General features: G+C 46.1%; 18 protein-coding genes. 12 read left to right on the top strand and 6 right to left on the bottom strand.

Going from position 1 to position 26163, the window contains the following annotated elements:
- Positions 1-22: 22 nt before the first annotated feature.
- Genes ACED53_RS04295 through ACED53_RS04310 form a run of 4 tightly spaced genes read right to left on the bottom strand, consistent with a single transcriptional unit; the run spans position 23 to position 16006 of the window.
- Positions 23-5965 (bottom strand): beta-ketoacyl synthase N-terminal-like domain-containing protein, encoded by a 5943-nt coding sequence (locus ACED53_RS04295; RefSeq protein WP_017101295.1) that lies wholly within the window; start codon positions 5963-5965, stop codon positions 23-25.
- Complete coding sequence (locus tag ACED53_RS04300) at positions 5962-7995, bottom strand: PfaB family protein (protein WP_017096197.1); 2034 nt, start codon at positions 7993-7995, stop codon at positions 5962-5964. Before ACED53_RS04300 ends, ACED53_RS04295 begins: the two co-directional genes overlap by 4 nt.
- Positions 7995-15815 carry a type I polyketide synthase gene (locus ACED53_RS04305; protein ID WP_102579956.1) on the bottom strand — a complete coding sequence of 2607 codons (7821 nt, stop codon included), beginning with the start codon at positions 15813-15815 and terminating at the stop codon, positions 7995-7997. The genes ACED53_RS04300 and ACED53_RS04305 overlap by 1 nt, the downstream gene beginning before the upstream one ends.
- Positions 15815-16006, bottom strand: a complete 192-nt coding sequence (locus ACED53_RS04310) for a hypothetical protein (RefSeq protein ID WP_017098773.1) — start codon at positions 16004-16006, stop codon at positions 15815-15817. Before ACED53_RS04310 ends, ACED53_RS04305 begins: the two co-directional genes overlap by 1 nt.
- Before the next feature lie 527 nt (positions 16007-16533).
- Here ACED53_RS04310 and ACED53_RS04315 point away from each other — a divergent pair.
- On the top strand, positions 16534-17370 hold the full coding sequence (locus tag ACED53_RS04315) for a 4'-phosphopantetheinyl transferase superfamily protein (protein ID WP_017101153.1): 837 nt from the start codon (positions 16534-16536) through the stop codon (positions 17368-17370).
- Between the two features lie 141 nt (positions 17371-17511).
- Here the strand turns inward: ACED53_RS04315 and ACED53_RS04320 are convergent, their stop codons facing one another.
- On the bottom strand, positions 17512-18156 hold the full coding sequence (locus ACED53_RS04320) for a helix-turn-helix domain-containing protein (protein ID WP_017101154.1): 645 nt from the start codon (positions 18154-18156) through the stop codon (positions 17512-17514).
- 72 nt (positions 18157-18228) lie between these two features.
- On the opposite strand from ACED53_RS04320, the gene ACED53_RS04325 reads away from it, so the two are divergent.
- Genes ACED53_RS04325 through ACED53_RS04370 form a run of 10 tightly spaced genes read left to right on the top strand, consistent with a single transcriptional unit; the run spans position 18229 to position 24208 of the window.
- Entirely contained in the window at positions 18229-18447 is a 219-nt protein-coding gene (locus tag ACED53_RS04325) for a hypothetical protein (protein ID WP_017096342.1), read from the top strand.
- A 21-nt stretch (positions 18448-18468) separates the two neighbouring features.
- Positions 18469-18804 (top strand): hypothetical protein, encoded by a 336-nt coding sequence (locus ACED53_RS04330; protein ID WP_241816766.1) that lies wholly within the window; start codon positions 18469-18471, stop codon positions 18802-18804.
- A 2-nt stretch (positions 18805-18806) separates the two neighbouring features.
- On the top strand, positions 18807-19142 hold the full coding sequence (locus tag ACED53_RS04335) for a helix-turn-helix domain-containing protein (RefSeq protein ID WP_017101156.1): 336 nt from the start codon (positions 18807-18809) through the stop codon (positions 19140-19142).
- The gene (locus ACED53_RS04340; RefSeq protein WP_017101157.1) at positions 19143-20111 is read left to right on the top strand and encodes a hypothetical protein; all 969 of its coding nucleotides are present in this window, start codon (positions 19143-19145) and stop codon (positions 20109-20111) included.
- Between the two features lie 6 nt (positions 20112-20117).
- Complete coding sequence (locus ACED53_RS04345) at positions 20118-21875, top strand: DDE-type integrase/transposase/recombinase (protein WP_017101158.1); 1758 nt, start codon at positions 20118-20120, stop codon at positions 21873-21875.
- The gene (locus tag ACED53_RS04350) at positions 21847-22959 is read left to right on the top strand and encodes an ExeA family protein (protein WP_102579958.1); all 1113 of its coding nucleotides are present in this window, start codon (positions 21847-21849) and stop codon (positions 22957-22959) included. Before ACED53_RS04345 ends, ACED53_RS04350 begins: the two co-directional genes overlap by 29 nt.
- A gap of 2 nt (positions 22960-22961) precedes the next feature.
- Complete coding sequence (locus ACED53_RS04355; protein ID WP_017101573.1) at positions 22962-23177, top strand: hypothetical protein; 216 nt, start codon at positions 22962-22964, stop codon at positions 23175-23177.
- A gap of 2 nt (positions 23178-23179) precedes the next feature.
- Entirely contained in the window at positions 23180-23482 is a 303-nt protein-coding gene (locus ACED53_RS04360) for a hypothetical protein (protein ID WP_017096335.1), read from the top strand.
- The gene (locus ACED53_RS04365) at positions 23463-23621 is read left to right on the top strand and encodes a hypothetical protein (RefSeq protein ID WP_017101574.1); all 159 of its coding nucleotides are present in this window, start codon (positions 23463-23465) and stop codon (positions 23619-23621) included. Before ACED53_RS04360 ends, ACED53_RS04365 begins: the two co-directional genes overlap by 20 nt.
- A gap of 23 nt (positions 23622-23644) precedes the next feature.
- On the top strand, positions 23645-24208 hold the full coding sequence (locus ACED53_RS04370) for a hypothetical protein (RefSeq protein WP_102579959.1): 564 nt from the start codon (positions 23645-23647) through the stop codon (positions 24206-24208).
- A 172-nt stretch (positions 24209-24380) separates the two neighbouring features.
- Here ACED53_RS04370 and ACED53_RS04375 read toward each other — a convergent pair whose 3' ends face one another.
- Positions 24381-24788 carry a thioesterase family protein gene (locus ACED53_RS04375; RefSeq protein ID WP_029225563.1) on the bottom strand — a complete coding sequence of 136 codons (408 nt, stop codon included), beginning with the start codon at positions 24786-24788 and terminating at the stop codon, positions 24381-24383.
- 356 nt (positions 24789-25144) lie between these two features.
- Here ACED53_RS04375 and ACED53_RS04380 point away from each other — a divergent pair, with 356 nt between their 5' ends.
- Positions 25145-26140, top strand: coding sequence for a TRAP transporter substrate-binding protein (locus tag ACED53_RS04380; protein ID WP_017101577.1), 996 nt, complete (start codon positions 25145-25147; stop codon positions 26138-26140).
- Positions 26141-26163: the final 23 nt, after the last annotated feature.

Below are 26163 nucleotides of genomic sequence, written 5' to 3' on the forward strand. Positions count from 1 at the left end.
CTTTCCTAGTTCTCTGTCAGGCTTATGCTTCTTCGATACAAATCGCGATGTCTTTCACTTCGTAAATACGTAGACCATCTTTGCTCAGGTTTGCGTCGCCAACGATGATGCGTTTGCCGTCTTCGTCTTTGATTGCAGTGATGTGTACATCCAGTGACATCTGTTTGTTCAGAGGGTTAATCTGACCACGGTATTTCCATTTCACTTCAGATTGGATTTGACCAAACTTAGGATTGCGGAAGCCAGCACCAAGATCTTTATTTAGCGCATAGGTTTGCATCAGTTCGATGATCGCTTCGACACCTAGAGAACCTGGCATTACCGGATCTTGATGGAAGTGGAACTGGAAGAACCAATCGCTTGGGTCAATCGTACGCTCAGCGTATAGGTAACCCAGACCGTCTTTACCACCATCGCTGGTGATCTGCACCGTATCGATAAAGTTCAAGCGACCGCCAGCCAGTTGGTAGTGCTCTTGCACTTCACCAGTAGCAGAAACAGGTGCATTGAAGTAACGAGTCGTTTTGTCTAGTAGGTTGATGTTTACATCCGGCGTGCGGTTGTTATCAACATGCCAAGGGTGAGTCACTTTACCGTTGTCCAAACCAAGCTGGTCTTTCAGTGCTGCGCCCTTGAAGTAACCGAATACCGCTGTACCTTGGTAGAACGGCACGCCGTCAGTGCTCAGTTCGAAGCTGAAGCTCTGAACGATGTTGGTGCCCATCATTACTGTTGAAAGCAGACGAGAATCGTTGGTGATCGTTTTGCCGCGCAAGTCGACGTTACGCAACATTTTGCCGCTGCCATCTAGGTTGCGGAAAAACAGTTCTTCACCTGGGAAACCCAGTGTTGTTCCCATGTAGCCAGAGATGAAGCCGTTTGGCTGCAGTGAAATCTCCATCAATACCGAGTAAGGCATTAGGGTCTGGTGGCTGTTTTCATCAAAGTACCATGCATTTTCTGGCACTTCGTACTCTGCGATACACGATGAAGGCTTCTTGAAGTCGCCACGCTTACCGTCGATCTCAACCACACGAGTGGTTAGCTGCAAGTCGCCACACGGAGTACGTGGTGGAATCATTCCACGGTAGATAGAGAAATCAGGACCGAAACACTTCTCGATATCGCCAGTCGCGAATTCGAACATGTGGTAAGGCGTGAATGGAACCGTATCGGGTGTGCGGTTCGGGTAATCAGGCGTTGCCGGAGCTTCAACGTGTTGAAGAGGAACCACACCTTTGTTTGGTGCAGTTTCTAGGTCTTCAATTTGAGCCATCAATGGCGCATTCGCTGAAGCCTGTTGGTTCACTGCTGGTGTATGGCCCAAGCTTTTATGGTCCAAGCTTTCGATAACAGGGGTCGCGACAGCTGATTCTAAAGAAGGCAGATAACGAGTACATTCGTCGTCTTCTTTGATCATCACACCCAAGTTTTGGAAATCAACAATCACTTTGCCATTCAGCAAAATATCGATGTTAGCTTTCGCGTATGGGCGAGGGCTTAGACCAATCTCAGTCATTTCCATGCGGTAAGTCAGTTCTGCCGATTGTGGTAGAACTTGACCACGGCAACGTACTTGTTGAGGCGCATTTTCAAGCGGTTGGAAACGACCATTTTGAACAAGCGTGTGCATGCCAAGGTGCATCATGAAGAACTGAAGCAGTTGACCACAACCTTCTGCCATCAAAGAACCAGCCATTACCGAGTCATCTTTGAAGTGACAAGGGAAGTACCAATGCTCAGGCTCTAGCTGCTTATGACCTTCAATCAGACCAAGTCCCCATGTGCCACCTTGTGGTTCAACACGACTAACCTTTTCGATCATCATGAACTTCTCTGAGCTGAAGCATAAAGAAGGCTGGTGGCTATTGGATTGGTGAGTTGGACCAAAACATTCTGCAATGTTGGCAGTCAGTAGATGACGCAATTCTTGGTGGTTAAACTGAGTTTTAGGGCAGTGCAACATAGGATCGAAGCGTTGCTTAGTTGCAAGCTTACGAGCCTTGATTTCATCTTCAGTGTGAATCACACCCTTGCCATCTGCCAACTCTTCATCGGTGAAGAAGCCCGCACAGCCGTTATCCATTTTCAGGATCATCTTGTCGCCAACGAAACATTCGTACGAGAAGAAGAACAGCAGCGTGTCGCCATTGCGAGCAAAGTTGTTGATTGAGATGTCGTAACGCAGTGTATCGCCACCACGAGGCAAGTCGCCAAGGAAGGTCAGCGTGCAATCAAGCAGGCGATAAACACGCTCACCTTTGTTTTCGAAATCAATACCTAAGTAGCTGATTAGCATTAGGTCACACTGACCAGATTCAACTGCAACAGCCCAAGGGATCTGACCATCAACAAGATACGGCGCATCAACTGGGATGTCGTATTCTGTGGTCATTGTGCTTGGCTTGTACTCGTTAACGGTCGCGTTTAGCTTGGTTACACGAGATACCAGTAGGTAGTCCGTGGTTGGCAAGCGAACGCGACGCGAGTAGCTATCGATGATCGCGTAATCAGGGCCAAATACGTTCGCAATATCGCCTTCAGCGTATTCAACCAGATCATCGTAATCCCAGATACATGGCTTACGGATAGGTTTTACTGGTGCTGGCGTCGCAAGTACGTTGACTGGCGTTGACGAAACCTGAGCCGGTTGAGCTTGAACAGGCTGACCAGTCGTTTGTTGACTATTTGTTTGTTGGCTGGTCGTTTGTTGAATCAGGGCATTGCTATCTAAACCAGATGTCACTGCGTTTAGCTGTGCTTTTAATAACGCATCAGCCATCTGCATGCCTTGGGCACGTGTGTGCAGGAATGCTTTGTGTACCTGTTGAGCCGCTTGCTGGTTTTGAGCAAAAGCTTGGTTTTGGCTTAGATTTTGCGGCTGCTGTGAAGCTGCGTCGATTTGAGACGCGCCATTTTTAGCGGATAGGACATGAGTCATATTGCTGTGGTTACCTGTTAGCTGACTGTGGCGCGTTGGCGCCAGAGTAGGGGATACTGATGTAGGAGTTTCGATGACTGGCTCTACCGCGTTCTGCGCTAATGCTTTCTTCTCTAACTCTTTTTGCGCAAGTGCTGCTTGAATGCTTGCTGTCGTTGGAATAGACGCCACTCTTGCTGCTTGTTTGCCAGAAGCTTTCTGTTGAATCGTTGCTAAGTTAGTCACTGGGGTTTGGGCAATATGTTGATAGATATCGCGACCACCTAATGTCACTTGCTTAACTAATTGACGTTTAGCATCACTCGCCAGTTCATTACTTAAACGAACCGATAGTGACTGAGATTCAACACTCGATTGGCTTAGTAGTAGCTGTGAACATTGTCCTTCGCTGATGTTGGCAACAATCACGCTCTTAGAACTGACATTCGGATTCAGAGGTGCAAGGTTCAGGTTGAGCAGACCGTGTAACAGGCTTGCCATCCCAGAAGCTGCAGAGCAGTGCCCAACACGTAGACTCGCTTGAGTCGTCCTTGTGCTCGCTAAACTTAGAGACGAAGACTGATATGACGAAGACTCTGGTGCATGGTTAAGCTCAAGCAGAGAAACATCGTTCGAGCTCAGACCGACTTGAGTCAGTAACTCATCAGCCACGGCGTTGTTATTCTCGCTTGAGCCAAAGGCCAATGCGTTGATGCTGCCGTAAGCCGTATCTTGGTTGCTCGCTATTCGACTCTCTTCAACAAGAACAATCGCACCTGCGCCTTCTCCCACATTCCAACTGCCGTCTTGCGTTTGTCCGAATTTTGGAGCAAGTGACACTGGGCTCATGCTGTTCTTCAGAATTACATGCTCTGCACTGCCGCTTAGGTCTACGGCTGCAATTACGACTGCATCCATCGATTCTTGCGACATTAGGTTTTGCGCGACATCGATACAACGAGCAACCGACTGTTCAGCGGCTGAAATCGTAAAGGCAGGGCCGTTAAAGTCCCACAACGAAGAGATGCGCGAAGCCATGATGTTGCCGATGAAACTGGTGTATTGGTTCAGCTTGGCTGCGTCCATCACACTGTCCATCGCGATGGTTTCTAGCGCTTGGTATTCATCTTGTGTCAGCTCAATCCCCATGTTGGTAAAGCTGTCAGCCAATTGGCTATGCAGGTTTACGCGTCCACGGAATTGGTGCATCTCAAGCTCTGTTTCCATCGCAACGAGTACTGCAACTTTTTGGCCTGCTACAAGCTTGGCGTCTTTGATCGCTTCGTCTGCAACTTTCATCAGTAGCAACTGCTGAGAGATCAAACGGTCATCTTCATTAGGCGGCACTTTGAAGCGTAGGAAATCGAGATCGAATTGATCGATGTACGCGCCATTTGGAATACCGTGTAAACCAAACTGATTCAGTAGTTCTGGATGTTGGTCTAAGCCTTTCCAGCGCTTCTTAGGCAAGGCAATGAAAGCATCGTTGTTGGTCTCAATCGCAGTGCTTAGCGCGTTGATGCTCTGCAGAGAACCAAAGTGAGACGCTAGACCAGTAATGCTTAAATTAGATGGTTGTAGGCTTGGAGACGCTGACTCTTGAGTCGGGTTTACATGACTGGTGTCTGAATACGCTTCAAGCAGTAAGTGAGCGTTACAGCCACCGAAACCAAAGACAGAAACACCCGCACAGCGCTCTGAGTTGCCCGCTTTACTTGGCCAAGATTGAACCTGCGTTGGCAGAGTCTGTGAGCCAAATAAACCTTCTGGCGACGATAGTGGCTTATCCAAGTTAATACTTGGCGGAAGCACACCTTCTTTCATCGCAAAGATCATTTTCATGATCCCTGGCATACCCGCCGCAGTCAGCAAGTGACCGAGGTTGGACTTAGCAGAGCCAATCAATGGCGGGTTCGAACCATTCAATTTGTCAGCAAAGAAACGCTCCATTGAGGTTAACTCAACCTTGTCACCTAATGGTGTACCGGTTGCGTGACACTCAATCACTTCAATGCTGTCTGGTGATAAGTTCGAAGCCTCGTAAGCGCGTTCAAAGGCTTGGACTTGTCCTTTGCTGTTTGGGCTTAATACGAACTGGCCTCGGCCATCGTTCGACAAGCCAATACCGCTGACGACTGCGTAAATATTGTCGCCATCACGCTCTGCATCAGCTAAGCGTTTTAGGACTAAAACCCCCGCACCTTCGCCAGCAAACAGACCTTTACTGTTGCTATCAAACGGAACCGACACACCGTGATCAGGGTAAGCGTGGAAGATCGAAAAACCCATATTGATAAAGAATGGGTCAGCACCGGATACCGCGCCTGCCAACATCATGTCGGCTTTGCCTGTATTCAAGTAATCACACGCTAACTTCAATGAATACACAGAGCTTGCACATGCGGCATCTAGACTCAGTTGTACGTTACCTAAACCCAATGCATCAGCCACTAACTTAGAGGCGTTGTGTGCCGCTGCACCATTGATAGGGTTGAGGTCTTGCGCGGTTTCATTGGTTGGTAGCAATGAAAATTGGTCATTAGCTAATTTATCTTTAAATGCTTTCTCGACCACCGAGTGATAAATCGGTAGAAACAGGTCGTTTGAACGTGTGGTTGGGAACGAAAGGGCACCCATGATCACGCCTGTGCGCTCTAAAACATCGGCATTCAGATCAATGCCAGCGTCGACTAACGCCTTACGACTGGTATCCAAAGCCCATAGGAAACTTTGGTCAACACCGTTGAACGATTCTGCTGTTAAGCGGTAGCCATTGCTATCGAAATTGAAGTTTTCGATGTAACCGCCTTTGTCACAGTAAAAGCGGTCTGACTCACCTTGCACGCCCTGATAGTTTTCAGGTTTAGCTCCTAACTTTTCAGCGCTTAATGTGGTTCGAGAATCTTTTTTATCCAGCAAGTTTTGCCAAAAGTCTTTTGGCGTATCAGCTTCTGGGTATTGGTTTGCAATACCAACAATCGCGATCTTATTGCACTTTACTTGTTGTTTGTTCTGAGCCTGATACTGGTTCGATTGAGAACTCATACTAGCTCTCCTTGATGATTCACTGCGCTGCCTTGAGACACACCACTTAATTGCTTAGCGGTGGTGATCTGTTGTTTTAGCCCTTGAATAAGTGGCTCGACAGACAGTGGAATTTGATGAGTAATGAGCTGACCAATGCATTTGATGAGCGTGACAACATCGTCACCGCCTTTGGCATTGGAAGCGATTGTGCAGTACTGGTCTGCTACGTTGTCGCTACGATTGATCTTGTCGATCAATGTGCTGGTTTGACGATCGGCACCTACTTCGACAAACAGACGAGCACCTTGTTGACGCGCACTCTGGATCAACGCGGTGAAATCCAGCGTTGAACAGAAAGTGTCGGCAATCGAAAGGGCGATGCTGTCACTGTCGATATTGATTGGTGCGCCAGTCGGTAGACCTGCTGCGCTGATAAAGCGGATATGCTTTGGCAACTCGTCGAACAGTGGTTGTGTGTAAAAATCGCGTACTTGGCTATGCTGGCTTAGTGCTGGTGTGGTGTGCATTGCAGTAACACGGTTAGCGGCAATGCCACGTTTACCCAGTTTCTTGAGCAATGCACGACATGTGCTTTCACAACCTGCCAGTACGCAAGTGTCACCTTGGATGATAGCGAGGTAAGCGCGTGGGAATTCTGGTAACAGAGCCTCAATCGCTTGTGCATCACTGCGAACCACAAAGCTATTCCATTGGATGCTTTCGTCGCCGTTCAGCTGCCAATCTTGACGCACTGCGGTGAGTTCGCCAGAAATAGCCGTCGTGAAGATAGGACTGGTTTGAGTCATCTCAATCAGCGCATGTGGATTTTTCCAAACATTTAAGCTGGCCCACATGGAGGCTTCACCCTTGGAGTAACCCAAGGCGAAATCTGGTTGCACTTTGAATTCATCACATAGCAGTTGTGTTAACAGATAGCTGCTGCCTACACCTGCAATTGCCAACTCACTAAGAGACATTTCTTGCGAGTCTTCAGCGTAGGTTTTGTCAGCCTGCAACATTTCTTTCAAGTTACCTTCGCGCTCTAAACGAGCAAATAACTGTGGGAAATGCTGGTGAAACTCGCGCAACATGCCGGGATAAACTGTGCCAACACCTGGGTAAACAAATGCAACTCCACCTTTGCTTTGAGGCATCGGTGAGAAACAACTGCCCGCTGGCGTTTTGTATTGGCTATTTTCAGCCATTACTTTTGGCAACGCATTTTCTAGCGCTGTGATCTCTTGTATTGCAGCATCAATTGAAGCCGCTTGAATCACGATGTTCGCACTACGGCCAGCATTGTGCTGAATGCTTTGCAAGTGACTTAGGTTTGAATGCATCAAGGTAGCGATAGCAAGTTTGCTGTCTGCCGCTTCGTTAACGCATTTAAGCTCAGCTCTTAGTGAGGTCAACTGAGAAACCAATTCAGCTTGGTCATTGCCAGAAACCACAAACATCAAACGCTCGCTCGATAGCAAGGGTTTTGGTTCTTGCAAACCGGTCGCTTGAGTCAAGATCAGGCTGGTGGATTTTTGGCTATCGTCACTGAAAGTTAACGCAGTAACACGAGCTTTGTTCGGCTCAGTGAACCAGTAATGGTTAGGTAATGAACGGCTCGATATCGCATTAACCATATTCAACAATTCATCAAACTGCTGCGAAGCAGAAAGTGCAGAATATTGTTGTTGATGGCTTAAGTCTGAAGCTGGGCGGCGTGCAATTTCCAGAGCAAGCTGAACGCTATCTTCGGTAGCTGCATCTGCAAAACTCGCTAGATAAGCGTGTGGATGAATCTTGCTTTGAGCCGCGGTCAGCGCGCTCAACATCACCAATGATGGAGAGTGAGAATCCAAACAAAGCTTAACAGCACTATCTTGACTGACAGCTTCAATCGCTTGAGTAAGTGCTTGATTAAAATTGCCACCAACCACAACTGTCATCATCTCAGGAAGCGAAGATGATAAGTCGGCAGAAAGCTCAGCCGCGTTTGCTGGCTGAGCTAAAAGAGCGATGCGCAATGGCATCGCTTTATTAGTAGGAACAGTCACTATGACAATTGCTCCTTTTCTGCGTTCTTATTAGACTCTTTCTTCGAACCTGTTGAGCTAGACTTCGGCAAAAATGCGTCGTTTAAGCTCTTGCTGATGGTGACTTTTGCACCTTTCATTACCGCACTTAAACGACCATCTTGGTGGTAAAGCGAGATATCAGCTTGCAGAGAACGAGCCGTGCTTTTTATCACGCTCAGCTCTAGCCAACCTTGGTCACCGTTGTGCATCGGTGCGTAACAAACAAACTCACCGATTGCAGACGGTAGGCTTGCCGCGCCGTACTTCAATCGAGCCCATACCAGCATGGCTTGCAACAGATAATCTTCGGCAAATGGTTGGCTATCGCCAAAGCCTTGCTTAGGAATAAATGATCCGCAGTCGCTGTTTTCAATCTGAGGCAACTGGCATTGAGCCAATAAGCCTAAGTCGTCAAAGCGTTCAACTGAGGTAATACCTTGCAATCTTGGTCCATGAAACAGAGTGCCGTCACTGTATAGAGCTTGTGCCGTTGTTACTGGTGTTGAAGAGTTAGCTTCAAAGCGTTTTGTCGACGCTTGTTGAACATCTTCAGACACTTGCACAGAGGCAACTAGCAACTGAGCTTGATACTGTGGTCGCCCTTGGCAGCTGATTACTGCTTTTAGCTGATCTTTTGATTTAGCGTCTGAAGACAAGACAAGCGTTAGCTCTTGCACTTCATCAGTATCAAAAATCACACCCTTAAGCAGTTTATAGTTGTGAACGCTAACGTTCACCCCTAACAGTTGCTCTGCTATCTCACGCATCCATTGGATAGCACACACTGTCGGTAACACTGGGTTACCGGCAATGCAGTGATCTTGAATGAAAGGTAATGCCTTCGGATCAAGATGACGTGTCACAGTGATGCTTGTATTCAGCGGACTCTTTGCAAGATGCACAGACTCCGCATTAAGCTTTTTTACAGCAGCTTCCTTGTTGTCAGAACCTTGCATGCTCGTGCCAACCAGCAATTGAATTCCAGTTTCGTTCAGTAGCTGAGAACTAAACAGCTCTGCACCTGCTTGAAGAGGAATTACGTACACACCGCGCTCTGTAAACATACGTTTTAGTGCAGCGTTTACCATGCCACCGTCCCACGGTCCCCAGTTGAAGCTCATCACTTTCGCTTGAGGGTTACGAGCAGACAATTGCAGAGCCGCTTTGTTTAGGATTTCGTTAGACATCGAGTAATCGCTTTGGCCTGTGTTTCCGTAGAAACCTGCCGCTGAAGAGAACATCGCAATCAGTTTTAGCTTGCTGCTATCAAGACCGCCAAGAACTGCTTCTAGTCCGCCCACTTTCGTGCCGTAAACCATGTTCAGTTCATCAAGCGTTTTATCTTGAATGTGCTTGTCAGCAAGTACGCCTGCACCGTGGATAAGACCTGTGATGCCTTCGAAATTCGCCAGCGTTTTCGCTACTGACTCATGGTTCGACACATCTAGGCTTAGGTATTCAGCGCTCGCACCAATCTCGTTGAAAGCGGCAAGTGCTGCGTTGATTTCAAGGCTGCTCAATACCGGTTTTAGCAAGGCATCAACTTTCTTTGGCGTTGGTTTGTCACCTGTTGCTTGTAGGTGAGCAATAGCCGCTGGTTTTAGCTCTTTCTCTTGCTTGCCTTGTGCCCATTGAGGTAGCTCTTGTGATGTAATGTGTTTGCTACGACCTGCAAGAATGAAGTGAGACTTACATTGCTTAGCAAGCGTTAGTGCACATTCAAACGTTACGCCTTTAGCGCCACCCGTCACGAGAACTTTGTCGCTCTTGGTGAGTTGAGCGCCTGTGTTTTTGGTTTGTGCAGCACCTGGTGTTGCTGCAATCAGTGTTGCACGACCAGATTCACCGTTTTCCGCATGGCTAAGGCCGATTTCAACCGTGTTGGTATCGATATCGAACAGTTCGCCTGTGATTGCTTCAGCAAGATGACGAGCATCAATCGAAGCGTCAGCATCCAATGCGCGGCAGAACACGTTTGACCATTCATGGCTCAGTGTCTTAGTTAGACCAGATAGAGCCGCTTGGTTAAGTTCTGCGTTCGCTAATTGCTTAGTATCTAGGTAACCAAAGCCACCATCGATACGGCTCAGTGTGAAGAACACGCTACGACCAGAAACGGCATTCAGCTGACCATTTAGGTGCTTGGCGAATAAGAACGCTGTCGTCAGTGAAGCTCTTGAGTCTGCATTCAAGTTAACCGCTTGCTCGTTGCTTTGCTTGGCATCAACGATAGCTTGTAAATGAATGAAGCCAGCAATCACTTTGTTCGACGTTTTAAGGTCTGCTTCGATGTCGTTAATAACTGCAGTCACACCAGCATCATCGACGCTGTTGAGCGTGTAGCTTGCAATTTCACTGTTTAAAGGTGACGCGGCAGAAAGAGCACTACGCACTACAGCAACTTGAATGCCGTTAGCGGTCAACTTTTCTGCTAGAACACCAGCGTTGTGACCATCATCTGTGATCACGACACAAGCGTCTTTTGAGAAACAATCGACGAGTTTATCTGCCGCTGGTAGCTTTTTTAGCGCTACCTCATTGTGTGGAGGAAGTTCCGCTGTCGCTGTTTCTGCTTTAGCAGTCGCTACAGGTGCAGCTGCGGATAGCTTGCTTTGCATGTAGGTAACGATTTCACCAAGCGTACGACACTCAGCTAAGTCTTCAGGGTTTAGCTCTGGCAGCGTTGGAAGCTGGTCTTGAACCGTACCTAGAATCTCAACACGTTTGATTGAGTCGATACCAAGGTCTGCTTCCATGTCCATCGCTAGGTCGAGCATTTCTGCTGGGTAGCCAGTTTTATCGGCAACCACTTCCATCATGGTTGATTGAACATGAGCAGGGTTTAGGTCGTTGCTTGCGCTTTCTACAGCGGCTGTAGCTGCTACTGTCGCAGTTGCTGCGTTAGGAGCTTCATTAGCGCCTAGTTTGCTGTTCATGTAGTCAACGATTTCGCCAAGAGTACGACACTCAGCTAGATCTTCAGGGTTCAGCTCTGGCAATGTTGGCAGCTGGTCTTGAACCGTTCCAAGGATCTCAACACGTTTGATTGAGTCGATGCCAAGGTCTGCTTCCATGTCCATTGCTAGGTCTAGCATCTCTGTTGGGTAGCCCGTTTTATCCGCGACTACGCTCAACATTGTGCTTTGAACTTGTTCTGCGTTTAAACCGTTTGATACTGCTTGTACTGGTGCAGATGCTTGAGTTGCTACTGGAGCAGACACCGGAAGCTTACTGTTCATGCTTTTAGTATTCATGTAAGCAACTATCTCGCCTAGAGTGCGACACTCTGCGAGGTCTTCAGGGTTTAGCTCTGGAAGAGTCGGTAGTTCGTCTTGAACCGTACCTAGAATTTCAACACGCTTGATTGAGTCGATACCAAGGTCAGCTTCCATGTCCATTGCTAGGTCTAGCATTTCAGTTGGGTAGCCCGTCTTCTCTGCTACCACTTCTAACATGGTTTTCTGAACTACAGCTGCATCTAAACCGCTAGCTGCTTGAACTGAAGTTGCTGCAGTTTGAGCGATTACTGGTGCCGAAGTTGGAAGCTTGCTGTTCATGTAAGCAACGATTTCGCCAAGAGTACGACACTCAGCTAAGTCTTCAGGGTTTAGCTCTGGAAGAGTAGGCAGTTCATCTTGAACCGTACCAAGAATCTCAACACGCTTGATTGAGTCGATGCCAAGGTCTGCTTCCATATCCATTTCTAGATCAAGCATTTCCGTTGGGTAACCTGTCTTCTCAGCAACAACTTCTAGCATGGTTTGTTGAACGACTTTCGCATCAAGACCGTTAGCGGCTTGAACAGGAGCAGTTGCGCTTGGCTGTGCGGCAACAGGCGCTGATGCTGGCATCTTGCTGTTCATGCTTTTACTGTTCATGTACTCGACGATTTCGCCAAGAGTACGACACTCAGCTAAATCTTCAGGGTTCAGCTCAGGTAGGTTTGGCATTTCGTCTTGAACGGTACCAAGGATCTCTACGCGCTTGATTGAGTCGATACCAAGGTCTGCTTCCATGTCCATTTCTAGATCAAGCATTTCCGTTGGGTAACCCGTTTTCTCAGCGACCACTTCTAGCATCACTTTTTCAGCATCTGCTGATTGTACTGCTACTGGTGCAGCTACAGGAGCTGGTTGTGCTTTAACTGGTACAGGTTGGGCTGCAACAGGCGCTGCCGCTTGAGCCGCTACTTGCGGTGCAGGAGCTTTCTGAGCTACCGCATTTTGAACAGGTGCTGCTTGTACAGAAGTCGATTGTACTTGAGCTACAGGCTGTTGAACGATAGTTGTTGGAGTCGCTTGAATCGCAGGCTGAGCATTTACAGAAGCAACGAAGGTTGGTTGTGCCGTTTGTACTGAACCTTGCGTCAGCATATTAAGTGCTGAGTTGTTGCTGTGTGCTTGCATCTCTAGGTAATGAGCGTGAGCTTTTAGCGTTTCAGCTTGGTGCTGGTGGAACATTTCCATAGAACGTTGCAGGTTCTCAGGAATTGCTACGCCTGCCGTTGCCATTTTCGCTTGCTCAGACATTAAGGTGTTGAATGTGTCACCGTATTGCTGAGGAATCGCCAAGAATTGCTGATGTACTTCTGCTGCTTGTTGTTGAGCATTGAAGAACGACTGCAATGAAGACTCATCTACCGTTACTTGAGCTGTTGGCTGACTAGTCGCTGGGGCTGTTTGAACCACTTGAGGCTGCTGAGCTGTTGTTGCTACTTGTGCGCTTGGTGCTGGAGCAGTTGACAGTTGTACATTTGAAGCTTGAGGAACAGCCACAGGTACTTCAACGATTTCTGTTTTAATCACTTCTTTTTCCACGATTTTCTCGACTTCAACTTTCACTTCAACAATCTCAGTCTTTTCGGTGACGTTGCCCGAAGCCAATGATTGATCCATTTTCTTACGAGTAGCAGGGCTGATGTAGTTGGTTGCGTTCAGCTTGATGTTCATTGGTGATGCCTTTGCAGGTTCAGCAATGTCAGCTTGGTAAGGGTCAATGTTGTCTAATGAAACACCTGCCACACACAGTTGAACCGCAGCTAAACGAAGCTGTTGGTCACTGTCGCCTTTAGGGCTTGGGTTGATGCTTATTGCGTAAAGCTCTTCGTTCTTATCAGCCAATGTTTTCTCAACCAGCTTTTGAAGAATGTTCTTCGGACCGAACTCAACGAATACACGCGCACCGGCTTCATACATCGCTTCAATTTGCTCGCTGAAACGAACCGATTGCAGCATGTGCTGTTTGAATGCTTTCTTAATCGCTTTAGCGTCTTTACTGTGCAGTTTGCCCGTTGCGTTCGAGTAAAGCGGCAGCGTTGGAGCGCTGAATGAAGCTTTGTCAATTGCAGCAGCAAATGGTTTTTGAGCGTGAGCAACAAGTGGAGTGTGGAACGCGCCAGATACAGGCAGAGCGATTGCTTTGAAGCCTTGTTCTGTCAGCGCTTGTGCTGCTTGTTGAACCGTCGCAGTTGGGCCAGCAATAACCAGTTGAGTCGGAGCGTTGTAGTTGGCAATGCTCACGCCTTCGAATTGGCTGATGCAGCTTTCAACGGTTGGAAGTTTGTCTGCGTCTAAGATGACCGCAAACATAGTACCGCTGTCGCCTTGTTCAGGTGTCGCAGCCATCGCATCGCCACGAGCGAAAGCTAGCTGGTAGTAATCGTCTTGCGAGATAACACCCGATGCACATAGTGCGCTTAGCTCACCAAAGCTGTGTCCTGCGACCATGTCTGCTCTGAAGCCAGCTTGAGTCATGATGTCGAACTGACCCATAGACACAGTACCAATCGCACTTTGCGCATTGGCCGTGTTGGTTAACACCGCTTCTTGAGCTTTGGTTGCTTCTGGTGTGAAAGTTGGAATTGGGAACAGAATTTGCGACAGAGCCGTTTTCTTGTGCTGACCAAATACTTGATCCGCTTGAGCAAGCTGTTGACGCATCTCTGGGTAGTGACACGCAAGCTCGCGCCCCATGTTTAGGTATTGAGAACCTTGACCGGCAAATAGCGCTGCCACTTTACCTGCACCGTTTTCAGCAATCAGTGCTGACTCACGATAGCTAGTACCGTTTGGCATCTGCCAATGTGCTTTGGTTTGGCTCTCAAGCATAGAAACAGCCTGAGTCAATTGCGCTTGCAGGTCTGCTTGGTCAGTGACAACTAAACCAAGGCGAGCGTGCTTAGCGTCTACTTCGCGTAGAGCGTGCTGCTCAGCAAGCGCTTCCAGTTTGAACGCAGCGTCTGCAGCTTGAGTTGAAACTTGTTTTAGCTCATTGATCAATGCTTGACGAGATTCTGCGCTGAATAACAGAGTTTGCGGTACTTGGCGCTGACGGTATTTATCACCGCGAGCGTGCTCTGGCGTGTACTCTTCCAATACAACGTGGAAGTTAGTGCCACCAAAACCAAATGAGCTAATACCTGCACGGCGTGGTGTGCCGTCGACACGTTTCATCCAAGGACGCGTTTGTGTGTTTAGGTAGAACGGTGAGTTCTCGATATCCAGTTTAGGATTCGGAGCCGATACGTTAATGGTTGGCGGCAGTACTTTGTGGTGCAGTGCTAAGGCAGCTTTGATTAAACCTGCAGTACCCGCGGTTGATTTAGTGTGACCAATTTGAGATTTTACAGAGCCTAACGCAATGTGTTGCTTCTCTTCATTGTTCTCACTGAATACCGAGTTTAAGCCACCAAATTCAGCAACATCACCCGCTGCAGTACCTGTACCGTGCGCTTCTAAAAGGCCAAGCGTGTGCGGTGCGAACCCAGCATCATCGTAAGCGCGTTTTAGTGCTTTTGCTTGTCCTTCAGGGCGAGGCGCGTAGATACTCTTGAACTTACCGTCCGAAGAAGAACCGACACCTTTAATCACTGAGTAGATTCTGTCGCCGTCGCGCTCTGCATCTTCAAGACGCTTAAGAGCAACCATGCCGATGCCTTCACCAATCATCATGCCTTTTGAGTCGATGTCGAAAGGTTGAATGGTTTCATTGGTGGTAAACGCAGGTGTTTTAGAGAAGCTCATGTACATGGTTGGTGAGTTATCAGTACACACACCACCTGTGATCATCATTTCACTGCGGCCTTCAACCAGCTCACTTAGAGCCATACGCATTGCGGCTAGAGAGCCTGCACACGCAGCATCTACTACACAGTTGATGCCACCAAGGTCAAAGCGGTTAGCAATACGACCTGAAATTACGTTACCCAATGAACCAGGGAATGAGTTCTCTTCCCAGTGGATGTATTGGTCTTGGAATTTTTTGATCAGCATTTCGCTGTCGTCGTCGCTGATACCACTGCTCTTGAAGACTTTTTTCAAAACAGGGTATTGAAGACGAGCATTTAGGCTTTGAGCGATCTTTTGACCACCACCAACACCGAGCGTGATACCGATCTTATCGCGATCGTAGCCTTCAGGCAGCTTGGCATCTTCAAGTACTTCTTTTGCAACGATCAAAGAAAGCAGCTGTGAAGTATCAGTCAGTTCTAGGATATTTGGCGGAAGACCGAACTCCATAGGGTTGAAGTCTACTTCTGGGATGAAACCACCGCGCTTACAGTAAGACTTGTCTGGCGTAGTACGATCTGAATCGTAGTAATCTTCTGGACGCCAGTGCGTATCTGGTACTTCAGTAATCGCATCGATCTTTTCGCTGATAAGATCCCAAAATTTATTCAGGTAGCGAGAGTTTGCAAACATGCTCGCCATACCAACGATAGCGACAGGCATATCTTTAAGGCGTTTATTCAGTCGAGAATCGTCGACTGATTCCGGTGTATTTGTCTCGGGTTGGCTCATTATGAGTCTCCACTAGAAATCACAGAAAGTGATGTCGTGTTTTGAGGCTGCGCTTTTAAAGCTATAGAAAGAAAATCTGAAACAGACTTAGGGAAGCGCAGCTGAAAATTCAGGTTGCTGAGTGGCGGCAACCAGATAGAAATTAGTTTTTCGAAGTGCGTTGACTTACGAGAGTAGGGGAGGTGTTTCATGCGCGACGGTGGCATTCAAATGTTGAGGCGATGTCCATTAAAATCCTGTTCAAAGTCTGACTAAACGACAAGTCGGTATCCGCAAAGAAAACGTGTGAATTTGTTTAATGGTTGAGCAGGCTACCCGAGGTGAGTGGTCGATACAATGCTCCCAGAGGCCACTATGATCTGTTCAGACCAGATGAATTTGGCATGGTTTTAATTTTTGTATTTTTAATTTAATTAACTTATTGATAATTAACGGTTATGGGTTGTTTTCTAGTGTTTTTACTCTATATATTGACTTGGTGAGATCTATGTCATATTTTTGTAAGTAACATTTAATGGATGCCTCTTGTGTAAGGCTAAGTGTGATCTGTGTTTTAATTTGTTATTATTTGAAAAATTAGTTTTAAGTCCTCATGTGAAGGGGGTTTTCCTCCCGTATTCTCTAGGTTCCACTTAATTTATAGGTGAGTTAAATTTGTTCGATTGGGTTGTTCCAATCGTGTTTTGAAGAGTGATTTATAGAAGTGAGTTCGAGTTAAATGAAAACTCCCGTTGTTGATTTGTGGCTATGTTCTCTGAGTAATTTAAATGACCAGCCAAACAATGTATCGCAGCTCAAAAAGAGACTGACAGCCGATGAGATTGCCAAAGTTGAGCGTTATCGAATGCCCTCATCTCAGATTCAAGCTTTGTATGTACGAAATTATCTGAGAAAGGTGCTGTCTAGCTATTCTGATTTGATGCCTGAAGCGTGGCGCTTTGAATATGGTGAGAAAGGGAAGCCAAGATTAATTGAGAAACAACAAATAGAAACCGGCCTGAATTTCAATATCAGTCATAGCAAAGAACATTTGTTAATCGCAGTTTGTCATAGAGAAGGGAAGTCACTTCAATTAGGCGTCGATATCGAACATGCCAGAAGCTCGACCAATATCGACTCGATCATGAAGCACTACTTTTCAGATACGGAATTGACGGATTTACTTGAGCTCAGCAAAGAAGAACAAAGAGAGCGCTTTTTCGATCTGTGGGCGCTGAAGGAGTCGTATATCAAAGCGACGGGCAAGGGGCTAGCCACATCGTTGCGAAGCTTTTCGTTCGATTTCTCCAATCTGACGGAGCAAACATTGCCACTTCACGCTTCGGATTTTCAACCAAACTTGCAGGATGAAATTAGATTGCATGGTGAAATCAGCATATACAGTGGAGTTGGGTTGGATGTTACTGAGAAAACCGAGAGTTCTACAGATTGGCAATGTTGCTTGGGTCGATTAGATGACCAGTATCGTTTCGCCGTGACTCTTGGTGGTAATTTGTTACCGATGCAGATGATGCAGATAGAGATGAGAACCTTTTCGTCGTCTCACCTCTTTTAAGTGTATAGAACCAAGATAATACTAGGCTCCCGTCAGGATAATAGACCATAGGTTAGGGATCACGTTGACCTTTGAGGATGTCAAACAAATGAGTTTTGAGATAAGCATCTCAAATGAAATGCCTATCTTAAGCGGAGGGAGTTAATGTTTAGCGGACATTTCCTGTTGTAGTTTAGCAACCTGTTGCTGTAGAGATGTTACTTTTGTTTTCTCTTCCAAGTATTTGTCAAAAATCTTATCGACTTTCCCCTTTTGCTCTTTAGGGAACTCTGGCTTCAAACTGGCTGCTTGCTGAGCTATTGGTACTTCCAACTCAAATTCAAGTTGTTCCTTTGCTTGTTGGTCAGCATCATCCTGACTAGATAAGTATTCCTTAATTTCATCAACTGTTGTTTCGAAAGGGTGATCTGGTGGAAAACTATCTATCATAACCTCTAGCAAGCGAGTGATGTCTTGACATGTAGCTCCGACAGTAAAAGCACCTCCTGACAAAAATGAAAAGCCAGTCGCCCAGCCCCACGAGGAAACTGTTTGCGTTTGTTTCTGAAGTTGTGCTCTTTCAACTAGAAGATCTTCAGCTTGAATTTCAAGTACCGAAAACTGCTCTAACATCCGACTAAATACTTCTAAGGAAGGGGAAAGTTCACCCCTTTCATATCGACTCAACGTGTCTCTTGATACCTTCAACTCCTTAGCTAGTATTTCTTGACTCCAACCTAAATTCTTTCTGGCTGATTTTACTCTCAAACCAAAATTAGACTTAAACGATGCATTTTCTGTTGACATTGTAGGTAATCCGCCTATTATTTGTAGTTAATTAGTCGAATTAGTCTAATTTAATATTCGGAGTAAATAAACATGAAAATTTCATCTGCCCCTCTTTCTATCCAAAAATTCAATCTACTAAAGGGAGCGTTCATTGCCCAGGGCACATCTTTTTCGAAGTGGTGCCATAACAACAGCGTGACCCCTTCTAATGCTAGGGCTGCTCTAATTGGCTCTTGGGATGGCCCTAAAGCCAAAATGCTAAGAGCAAAGTTGATTCAAGAATCTGGAATTTCGACGGAAGATAATTAAAGGAAATAGAGTAATTAATTTATGAAAAATCTAAGAATGAAAAATGCCGCTTCTCGAATTATCACGGAATTATCCAACCTCAGCATTGTAGAGGCTGAAATGGTCGTAAAACATGTTGGTAAAGAACTATTTCGAAATTGGGTCATGCCTGAAGCTCCTACACGTCGGTTGTCTATTATCGAGTCTGATCGAGAAGTATATGAATTCCTCTTGTCCTTAGACTTAGAGTTTATGACGCAACGTGATGTTTTTGATGTGTGTGTAGATAAGTTCGGCGAAGAGCGAATGCCCAAAAAATCTTCTTTTAATCGTGGATTTAGAAAGTTACTTGCTCACAAACAACTGCGTGAGGAATAAACATGAAGAGTAAATTTCAGAGTTCTATAACAGGGTACAACCTGAAGCCAACACGACTAGCCCTTGATCTCCTTGCGTTTATGGTTTCTCAAGGCGTTGAAGGAACAAGCTTAAAGCAGTTAGGCGATCACACTGGCATTCCTAGAGCGAGTCTTCATCGTTATTTACAAGTTCTTGTCGATAGCGGATGGGTCGATACCGTTGGAGGGCAGAAGTCGATGTTATGGAAGCCTTCTAACCATTTCATCAAGTTAGCATTCAGCTACAGAAATGCTGTACGCGAGCAAGTAGAGGCCATTGGGTCTGAATTTAAAGATTTGACGGGTGAGGAGCTATAGATGTCAGATGAAATGAAAAAATTAGCAGTGGCGCAGCAAACATTGAGTGATGCTCAAGAGTTGAATGCTGCTGAAGCGTTAAACATGGCAACGTCAGCAGAGGCAAGCATTGATATTGGTATGTTTTTAGGCCGAGTTCAGATGGCACAGTCATTTGCAGTTTTCGCCGAGACCGTCAGTTTATCGACTCTTAAAGAGATGAAAGAAACGAAAAGGTATAGAGAATTAAAGGGTCGAACGATTAACCACCCTGCAAATACTTCCGATGGCGTCGAAAATGTAGTTGTTCTTAAAGGCACTTGGGATGAGTTTTGCCGATTATGTGGTACGTCAAAATCGAAGGTTGATGAGGACTTAATGAACCTTTCTCTATTTGGTGAAAAAGCCCTTCAATCAATGCAAACCCTAGGGGTGACAACCAAAGATTTACGCCGTCTTCGTAAGCTTCCCCAAGAAGAGCTAACGGCTATCGTAGAAGGTGAAGTTGTCAAAGTACAAGACCGAGATGAAGCCTTAGAAATCATTGAAGAGTTGTCTGCGAAACATCGTCAAGAAAAGCAAGCACTTCAAAATGAGGTCAATAGCTTGGCGCAAGAAAAGCAGTCTAATGAACGCTTACTTATTGATAAAGATAAGAAAATAAACAGTTTATCTAAAAAGTTAGATAAGCCTCTGTCACCTGCGCAGACTCGCCAGAAAGAAGAAGAGCTGAACAGCCAATTGTTAGAGCAATTGAATATTGCGGCACTTGCGGTAGATAGCGGTTTAGCGCGTCTTTTTGATGCAATTCAAACCATTCAAGACAATGACCACCCTATCGATATTGATCAAGCGTGTGAAGACACCCTCTTTCGAGTATTAGAGCGTTTTCTAAGCCTTTCTGGGGATATGGGTATCGCTGCTCATGTCATGACGCATTTAGAGCAATGGCATGAAGAGAGTGCTTTGCTGATGGATAGCGAGGGTTAATCCACTATGAATGCACTTGAGCTAGAGCGAGCACAATACCTCACGCGCTTAATGGCTGAGTTAGACAGTGCAGGACGTGGTGATAAAGGGACGATTGTTCAGCGTGCCACGGAGTATCTGTGTATCTCGAAAAACAAGCTGTATCAAGAGCTTGCTGATTTAGGCTGGGTATCAGGTCGCAAAAAACGCACTGACAGTGGTGAATTAGCGCTAACACGCTCTGAAACTGAATTGCTCGCTAACTTGATGCGTCAAAGCGAACGAGACAGTGGCAAGCGACTAATGACCATTCGTGATGCAATTGATATTGCACTGGCAAATAAGCACCTTACTAGGGATGTCTCAGAATCCACGGTCTTACGCGCCTTCAGTCGCTTTCGAGTTCACCCTAACCAATTGAATGTAATGGAAACCACAACGAGTCAACGTTCATTACACCCTAATCATGCGTGGCAATTCGATGTGTCTATTTGTGTGTTGTATTACCTCAAAGGTGGGAAAGGCTTGCGAGTCATGGCAGAGGACGAGTTCTACAAGAACAAGCCTAAAAATCTTGATCGTATCGTGAATGAACGTGTGCTGCGCTATCTCGCTACCGACCATTACAGCGGTGCTTTCTTCCTGCGCTACTACGTGGCACCAGGTGAAAACACAGAGACCATCACCAAGTTTTTATTTGAAGCCTTTTGTGAGCGTAGTACGAATGAATTGATGTATGGCGTGCCTAAGCTGCTTATCTGGGATGCAGGCTCAGCCAACATCGCGCACCAAACGCGCCATATGCTGGACATGCTTGAGGTCAAACACATCGCGCATACGCCTGGTCGCCCTTGGGCAAAAGGTCAGGTGGAATCAACTCACAACCTTGTCGAGTGTCGCTTTGAGAGTCGCCTTGCTTTTATCACGATAAACTCGATTGAAGAGTTAAATCAATACGCTATCAAGTGGTCTATTGGCTTCCAATCGTTGAAAGCGCATAGCCGACATAAGAGCAGTCGTTTTGGGTTGTGGCAGACCATACGGACGGAACACTTACGTTTAATCAATAACATAGAGTTGGTGAAAAGCATGATGCAGCAAACCAAACCAGAAGTAAGAAAGGTGCGTCCGAACGAGTTGAGTATCAGCTTTGCGCCGAAAGGCTATGCGTCATTGGATTATTCGTTAACGCATATCCCCCACATCATCGCAGGGGATGAAGTCAAAGTGTTTGTGAACCCATATAAAGCCCCCGCAATTCGAGTGATTAGCATGGACGAACAAGGGCGAGAGCACACGCATGAAGCATTGCCTATTGAACGTGATGCTGCTGGGTTTAACTTACAAGCCCCGATTATCGGTGAGCAGCACAAAGCCGTTCGAGAAACACAATCAGACATTAACCGTAAGCGACTTGATACCGCCGCATGGGGCACGGACAACCCACGAGCGATTAAGAAAGTTCGTAAAGGGCGTACGCCAGCCTTCGATGGTGCCATTAATCCAATGGCTGACATTGAGCAACAATCAACGCCGTCGTTCTTATCAAGAAAAGGCACCACCATGGCTATTGAGGGGCAAGCGTTAACGGAGCATAAAACAACGTTTATAGGGGCTTTAAATCGCCTTAAAAAAGCTCTCAACCCATCGAGAGAAGAATTGACAACCCTTAGGGCTGTATTGAAGCAAAAACACCCTCAGGGAGCCTCTGAGCGCGAATTACAGATATTTATTGAATTGTGGGAGCAAGAAGCCAATGAGCACACTCAGAACGCGGCTAGATGAGGCAGGGTTAACCATCCGCTCGTTAGCTGACTATTTAGCGATGAATTACAGCACGGTTTACAAGGCCGTTCGCCAAAATGAACCGCCAAAGCGACAAGCAGAAGAATTTAAACAGAAAGTGAATGCGTTTTTCGTATCACAAGGGCTAGAGGGTATAAGCGGTTGGTCATTGGGTGCCACCAATGACCAACCTAAACCCCAGCAAGAAGAAATCAATCAGGACATCGAACTGGAGAACCAAATGCTAACACAAGAAGCCATGAAACACTTCAAGCTATTCAGAAACCCGTTTATCAACGACATTCGCGCGGTTCGTGACATCTTCATGAACGAAGATACCCGTTACGTACTGGCAGCAATGAAAGACGTGTCGCGTAATCAGGGCATTCTAGCGGTTGTGGGCGACTCAGGCGCAGGGAAAAGCGTTCTACGCCGCCTATTGCTGGATGAATTGCACAATGACGGTGATATCTCTGTCATTCAGCCCAAAATCATTGATAAAACGCGTGCCACGGCAGCGGGTATCTGTGATGCCATCATTAACGATATCAGCAGCGAGACACCGAAACGCAGCATGGAAGCCAAAGCGCGACAGGTTGAACGCCTCTTAATGACCGCCTCTAAAGGTGGTCAACGACATGTACTTATCATTGAAGAAGCACACGACTTGACTATCCCAGTCATGAAGTACCTTAAGCGTTTCTGGGAGTTAGAGGACGGGTTCTCTAAACTCCTTGGGATTTTGCTTGTGGGTCAAACAGAGCTGTTTCACCGCCTTGACGAACGCCGCCATTATGAGCTTCGAGAGTTTATCCGCCGCTGTATGGTGGTCGAAGTCCCACCACTGGATCATGATATTGAAGCTTACCTAAGACATAAATTTGAACGTGCTGGCTGTGACTATAACAAGATCATGGACAGCAGCTCAGCTCCAGCCTTAAAAGAGCGCTTAAAGACTCGACGTACCCAATCAGGGAGCCTTGTGTACCCTCAGATTATCAACAACCTCATCACCAAAGCGATGAACCTTTGTGCTTCGTTAGGTGAAGACAAAGTGACTGACGACATCATTAAGGAGCTATAAGCATGAACATTCAAAATCAAGAAGGTGTAAGAGCAGTCTTGCTCACTGAGTGGAACGCTGTAGACCTTGAAGAGTATGCGTTCGGTAACATTGAACTCGTGACTCAACTCATCAATAAATGCGAAGACCTGCATGAAATTGATGCAAAAGACTTAGGCTACGCTTTGTCTGCGAGCCTAGAAATCATCAACGCAGTACGTCTGACTAAGGAGCAATAAGTATGGATACGCAATCAAACAAAACAAACGTTGATATAGACCTCAGTTGGACGCAGCTTCACCAATATTCAGACGAGCTGCTATTGGGAAGTCCTGCATCGATGATTGAGGATGGAACGGCAATACTGACGTTGTTACAGGATTACTTATTGCACGTTCATGCTGCAAATCAACTCCAACACACCCCCATTGAAGGGCTGACAGGCTGCTTGCAAGTCGCTGAAGGTCTGATTCGTATGGGAAATGAAATTCGATGCTATCAAGATCGTACGGGAGAGGTTCGAGATGAAAAAGCTACTTCTTAGCGCGGCTGAAAGCCACGAACTTGCTTGTCGTGTGTCCGCTTTAGGAGCTAAGCAAGTGCTTGAGCTTTTGCGCGAACTACAAAATCAAGCATTCGACCATGAAAATAAAACAAAGCAATTCACTAAAACAACTCATTAAATGTAACCTGTTAAGGATAAAACATGTCAATCCAAGAGCTAAAACTTAAATTATCTAAACTTCAAGAGCAAAGACAAGCCCTTGACCATGATCGCAGAAGTGCAAAACCAGACCAATTACGTGAACGTAAGCAAAAGCATACGCAGCTTGAACGTAATGTAACGGACGCTCAGAACGCACTAAACCAAGTCTTTTCAGAAGATGATGTAGCAGAAGCTAAATCGATGTTTGATAGAGCGACAGCGGAGCTAGAGGCTTGTGAGGTGGTCATTCGTAACCTTGAAACCTTTATTTCAAGTACAAGCGTACTTGATTTGAAAGTGCTGCAAGAAGAAATTGAAGACATCAAGCAACAAATTATCAATTCATTGCATGATGACATAGTAGGTCAGATAAAAGAGATCCCCGCAGAAACTATCGAGCTGCTTAAGGACTATGTGATCGTTTCTCAATCAGGGACAAGCTCACCAAAAGGAAGGTATGGTCTGGGAAGTGGCGTTACTCAGGTCTTCGGTGAACTTCGAAGTGATGATTTTCGTGCTTATCAGAAAACGTTCGAAGAGAAATTTGGATTCTCTCTAATTTAACTAAAAATTAAGTTTAAAAAAGCACGAGTTTAGGCTCGTGCTTTTTTGTATATTCACTTCCTCAGGTGCAATGCTCATCCCATTGCACGGGATTCAAAAAAATCTAATTATCTTGAAATTTAGCGATTATTATCTCGGCTCTGCACATTTAAGCTAGCTTGGTGAGGTGAAGTTAGCTCGACTCTCCAAGCATCGCTTTTAATACTTCAGCAGGCACGGGTTGCAGTTGCTTGTCTTTATCAAGACAGACCATTTCAATATCACCAATCACGGCAGGCTTAGTGGCATCTTTACGCCACACTTCTTGTCGCCATAGCGTTTTGTATTTGCCATCGAGTTCAAAAGAGGTTCGGATGTCGCAGATCTCAGCGAACTCAACCCCATCTTGAAAAGTCATGTTGGCTTTATAAACCGCAAAACCTAATCCATGTTCATTCCACAATGTTGCCAGTTTATCGCTACCCAATACATGTTCGCGTGCACGCTCAAAGTACTTTAGAAAATTAGGGTGATAAACCACACCAGAGTGATCGGTATCTTCATAGTAAATTTGTACTGGGTGATGGTAGATCTGACTCATTGGTATCAACTCTTGGTAAGTAGTGGGGCTGTAAATCTGACTAAGTTGTGCAGCACTCTACAGGATAGGTCGAAATTACTTCAAGGTATCATCGGCAATGTGGCTCTTGGTCAGACCTCATTCGGCCGTATCCATTAGTGATGCGTTGGTCAACTCCCACCCATTTACAAATATTCTATGTGTCATTTCCCACCCATTGATTTTTGCAGCGAGTTGGTGATTGCAGCAGGCAGATATCATGAAGCCTTATAGTTAAAGGGTTGTTAATGATTTGTGTCAATGTGGCGCGCTAATTGCTTTAGTGAAAGCACGCAGTTCCCATTGAAGGGCTGTTTTGTTTACTAAGGAGAATAATAATGTTTAAGCCTCTTACCCTGCTGTCTGTCTCTGCTCTGGCGCTCACAAGTTTTAATGCTGCTGCAAACTGTGAACCAGGTGAAATCGTGATTAAATTCAGTCATGTAACCAATACCGATAAGCACCCGAAAGGCATTGCCGCTTCTTTACTGGAAGAGCGAGTAAACACGGAAATGAATGGCAAAGCTTGTATGCAAGTTTTCCCTAACTCAACACTTTACGATGATAATAAGGTACTGGAAGCCCTGTTAAATGGTGATGTTCAAATGGCGGCGCCATCGTTGTCTAAATTTGAGAAGTTCACTAAGAAATACCGCATTTTTGACCTTCCTTTCCTATTTGAAGACGTAGAAGCCGTTGACCGTTTCCAAAACTCAGAATCTGGCGAAAAACTGAAGAATGCGATGAAGCGTCGTGGCCTTCAAGGTCTAGCGTTTTGGCACAATGGCATGAAACAGATGTCAGCAAACAAACCTCTTATCAATCCTGAAGACGCGGAAGGCTTGAAATTCCGTGTTCAAGCATCAGACGTATTGGTGGCTCAGTTTGAACAACTAGGCGCTAACCCACAGAAGATGTCTTTCAAAGAAGTTTATGGTGGCCTGCAAACTAAGGTTATCGATGGTCAAGAGAACACATGGTCAAACATCTACGGTAAGAAGTTCTTTGAAGTACAAGACGGCGTAACTGAAACCAATCACGGTATCTTGGATTACCTAGTGGTAACGTCAAACGACTTCTGGAAAGACCTACCTGAAGATGTACGTACACAGCTTGGCACTATCGTTCAAGAAGTCTCTGAAACACGTAATGCAGAATCTTCAAAAGTTAACCTAGCGAACAAAAATAACATCATCGAAGCCGGTGGTGAGGTTCGTACACTTACGCCTGAACAGCGTGAAGCATGGGTAGCTGCACTTCAACCAGTATGGAAGAAGTTTGAAAAAGACATCGGTTCAGACCTTATCGATGCAGCGTTAGCTTCAAACCAATAACACCGCTAAGGGAGTGGCGTGCA

The sequence above is a fragment of the Vibrio sp. 1F169 genome (genome assembly GCF_041439605.1).
Classification (GTDB): Bacteria; Pseudomonadota; Gammaproteobacteria; order Enterobacterales; family Vibrionaceae; genus Vibrio; species Vibrio tasmaniensis_A.

Excerpts from the sequence above, each read along its gene's own strand:
- ACED53_RS04295 (WP_017101295.1), bottom strand. The coding sequence starts at position 5,965 with ATGAGTTCTCAATCGAACCAGTATCAGGCTCAGAACAAACAACAAGTA.
- ACED53_RS04305 (WP_102579956.1), bottom strand. The coding sequence starts at position 15,815 with ATGAGCCAACCCGAGACAAATACACCGGAATCAGTCGACGATTCTCGA.
- ACED53_RS04310 (WP_017098773.1), bottom strand. The coding sequence starts at position 16,006 with ATGAAACACCTCCCCTACTCTCGTAAGTCAACGCACTTCGAAAAACTA.
- ACED53_RS04315 (WP_017101153.1), top strand. The coding sequence starts at position 16,534 with ATGAAAACTCCCGTTGTTGATTTGTGGCTATGTTCTCTGAGTAATTTA.
- ACED53_RS04320 (WP_017101154.1), bottom strand. The coding sequence starts at position 18,156 with ATGTCAACAGAAAATGCATCGTTTAAGTCTAATTTTGGTTTGAGAGTA.
- ACED53_RS04325 (WP_017096342.1), top strand. The coding sequence starts at position 18,229 with ATGAAAATTTCATCTGCCCCTCTTTCTATCCAAAAATTCAATCTACTA.
- ACED53_RS04330 (WP_241816766.1), top strand. The coding sequence starts at position 18,469 with ATGAAAAATCTAAGAATGAAAAATGCCGCTTCTCGAATTATCACGGAA.
- ACED53_RS04335 (WP_017101156.1), top strand. The coding sequence starts at position 18,807 with ATGAAGAGTAAATTTCAGAGTTCTATAACAGGGTACAACCTGAAGCCA.
- ACED53_RS04340 (WP_017101157.1), top strand. The coding sequence starts at position 19,143 with ATGTCAGATGAAATGAAAAAATTAGCAGTGGCGCAGCAAACATTGAGT.
- ACED53_RS04345 (WP_017101158.1), top strand. The coding sequence starts at position 20,118 with ATGAATGCACTTGAGCTAGAGCGAGCACAATACCTCACGCGCTTAATG.
- ACED53_RS04350 (WP_102579958.1), top strand. The coding sequence starts at position 21,847 with ATGAGCACACTCAGAACGCGGCTAGATGAGGCAGGGTTAACCATCCGC.
- ACED53_RS04355 (WP_017101573.1), top strand. The coding sequence starts at position 22,962 with ATGAACATTCAAAATCAAGAAGGTGTAAGAGCAGTCTTGCTCACTGAG.
- ACED53_RS04360 (WP_017096335.1), top strand. The coding sequence starts at position 23,180 with ATGGATACGCAATCAAACAAAACAAACGTTGATATAGACCTCAGTTGG.
- ACED53_RS04365 (WP_017101574.1), top strand. The coding sequence starts at position 23,463 with ATGAAAAAGCTACTTCTTAGCGCGGCTGAAAGCCACGAACTTGCTTGT.
- ACED53_RS04370 (WP_102579959.1), top strand. The coding sequence starts at position 23,645 with ATGTCAATCCAAGAGCTAAAACTTAAATTATCTAAACTTCAAGAGCAA.
- ACED53_RS04375 (WP_029225563.1), bottom strand. The coding sequence starts at position 24,788 with ATGAGTCAGATCTACCATCACCCAGTACAAATTTACTATGAAGATACC.
- ACED53_RS04380 (WP_017101577.1), top strand. The coding sequence starts at position 25,145 with ATGTTTAAGCCTCTTACCCTGCTGTCTGTCTCTGCTCTGGCGCTCACA.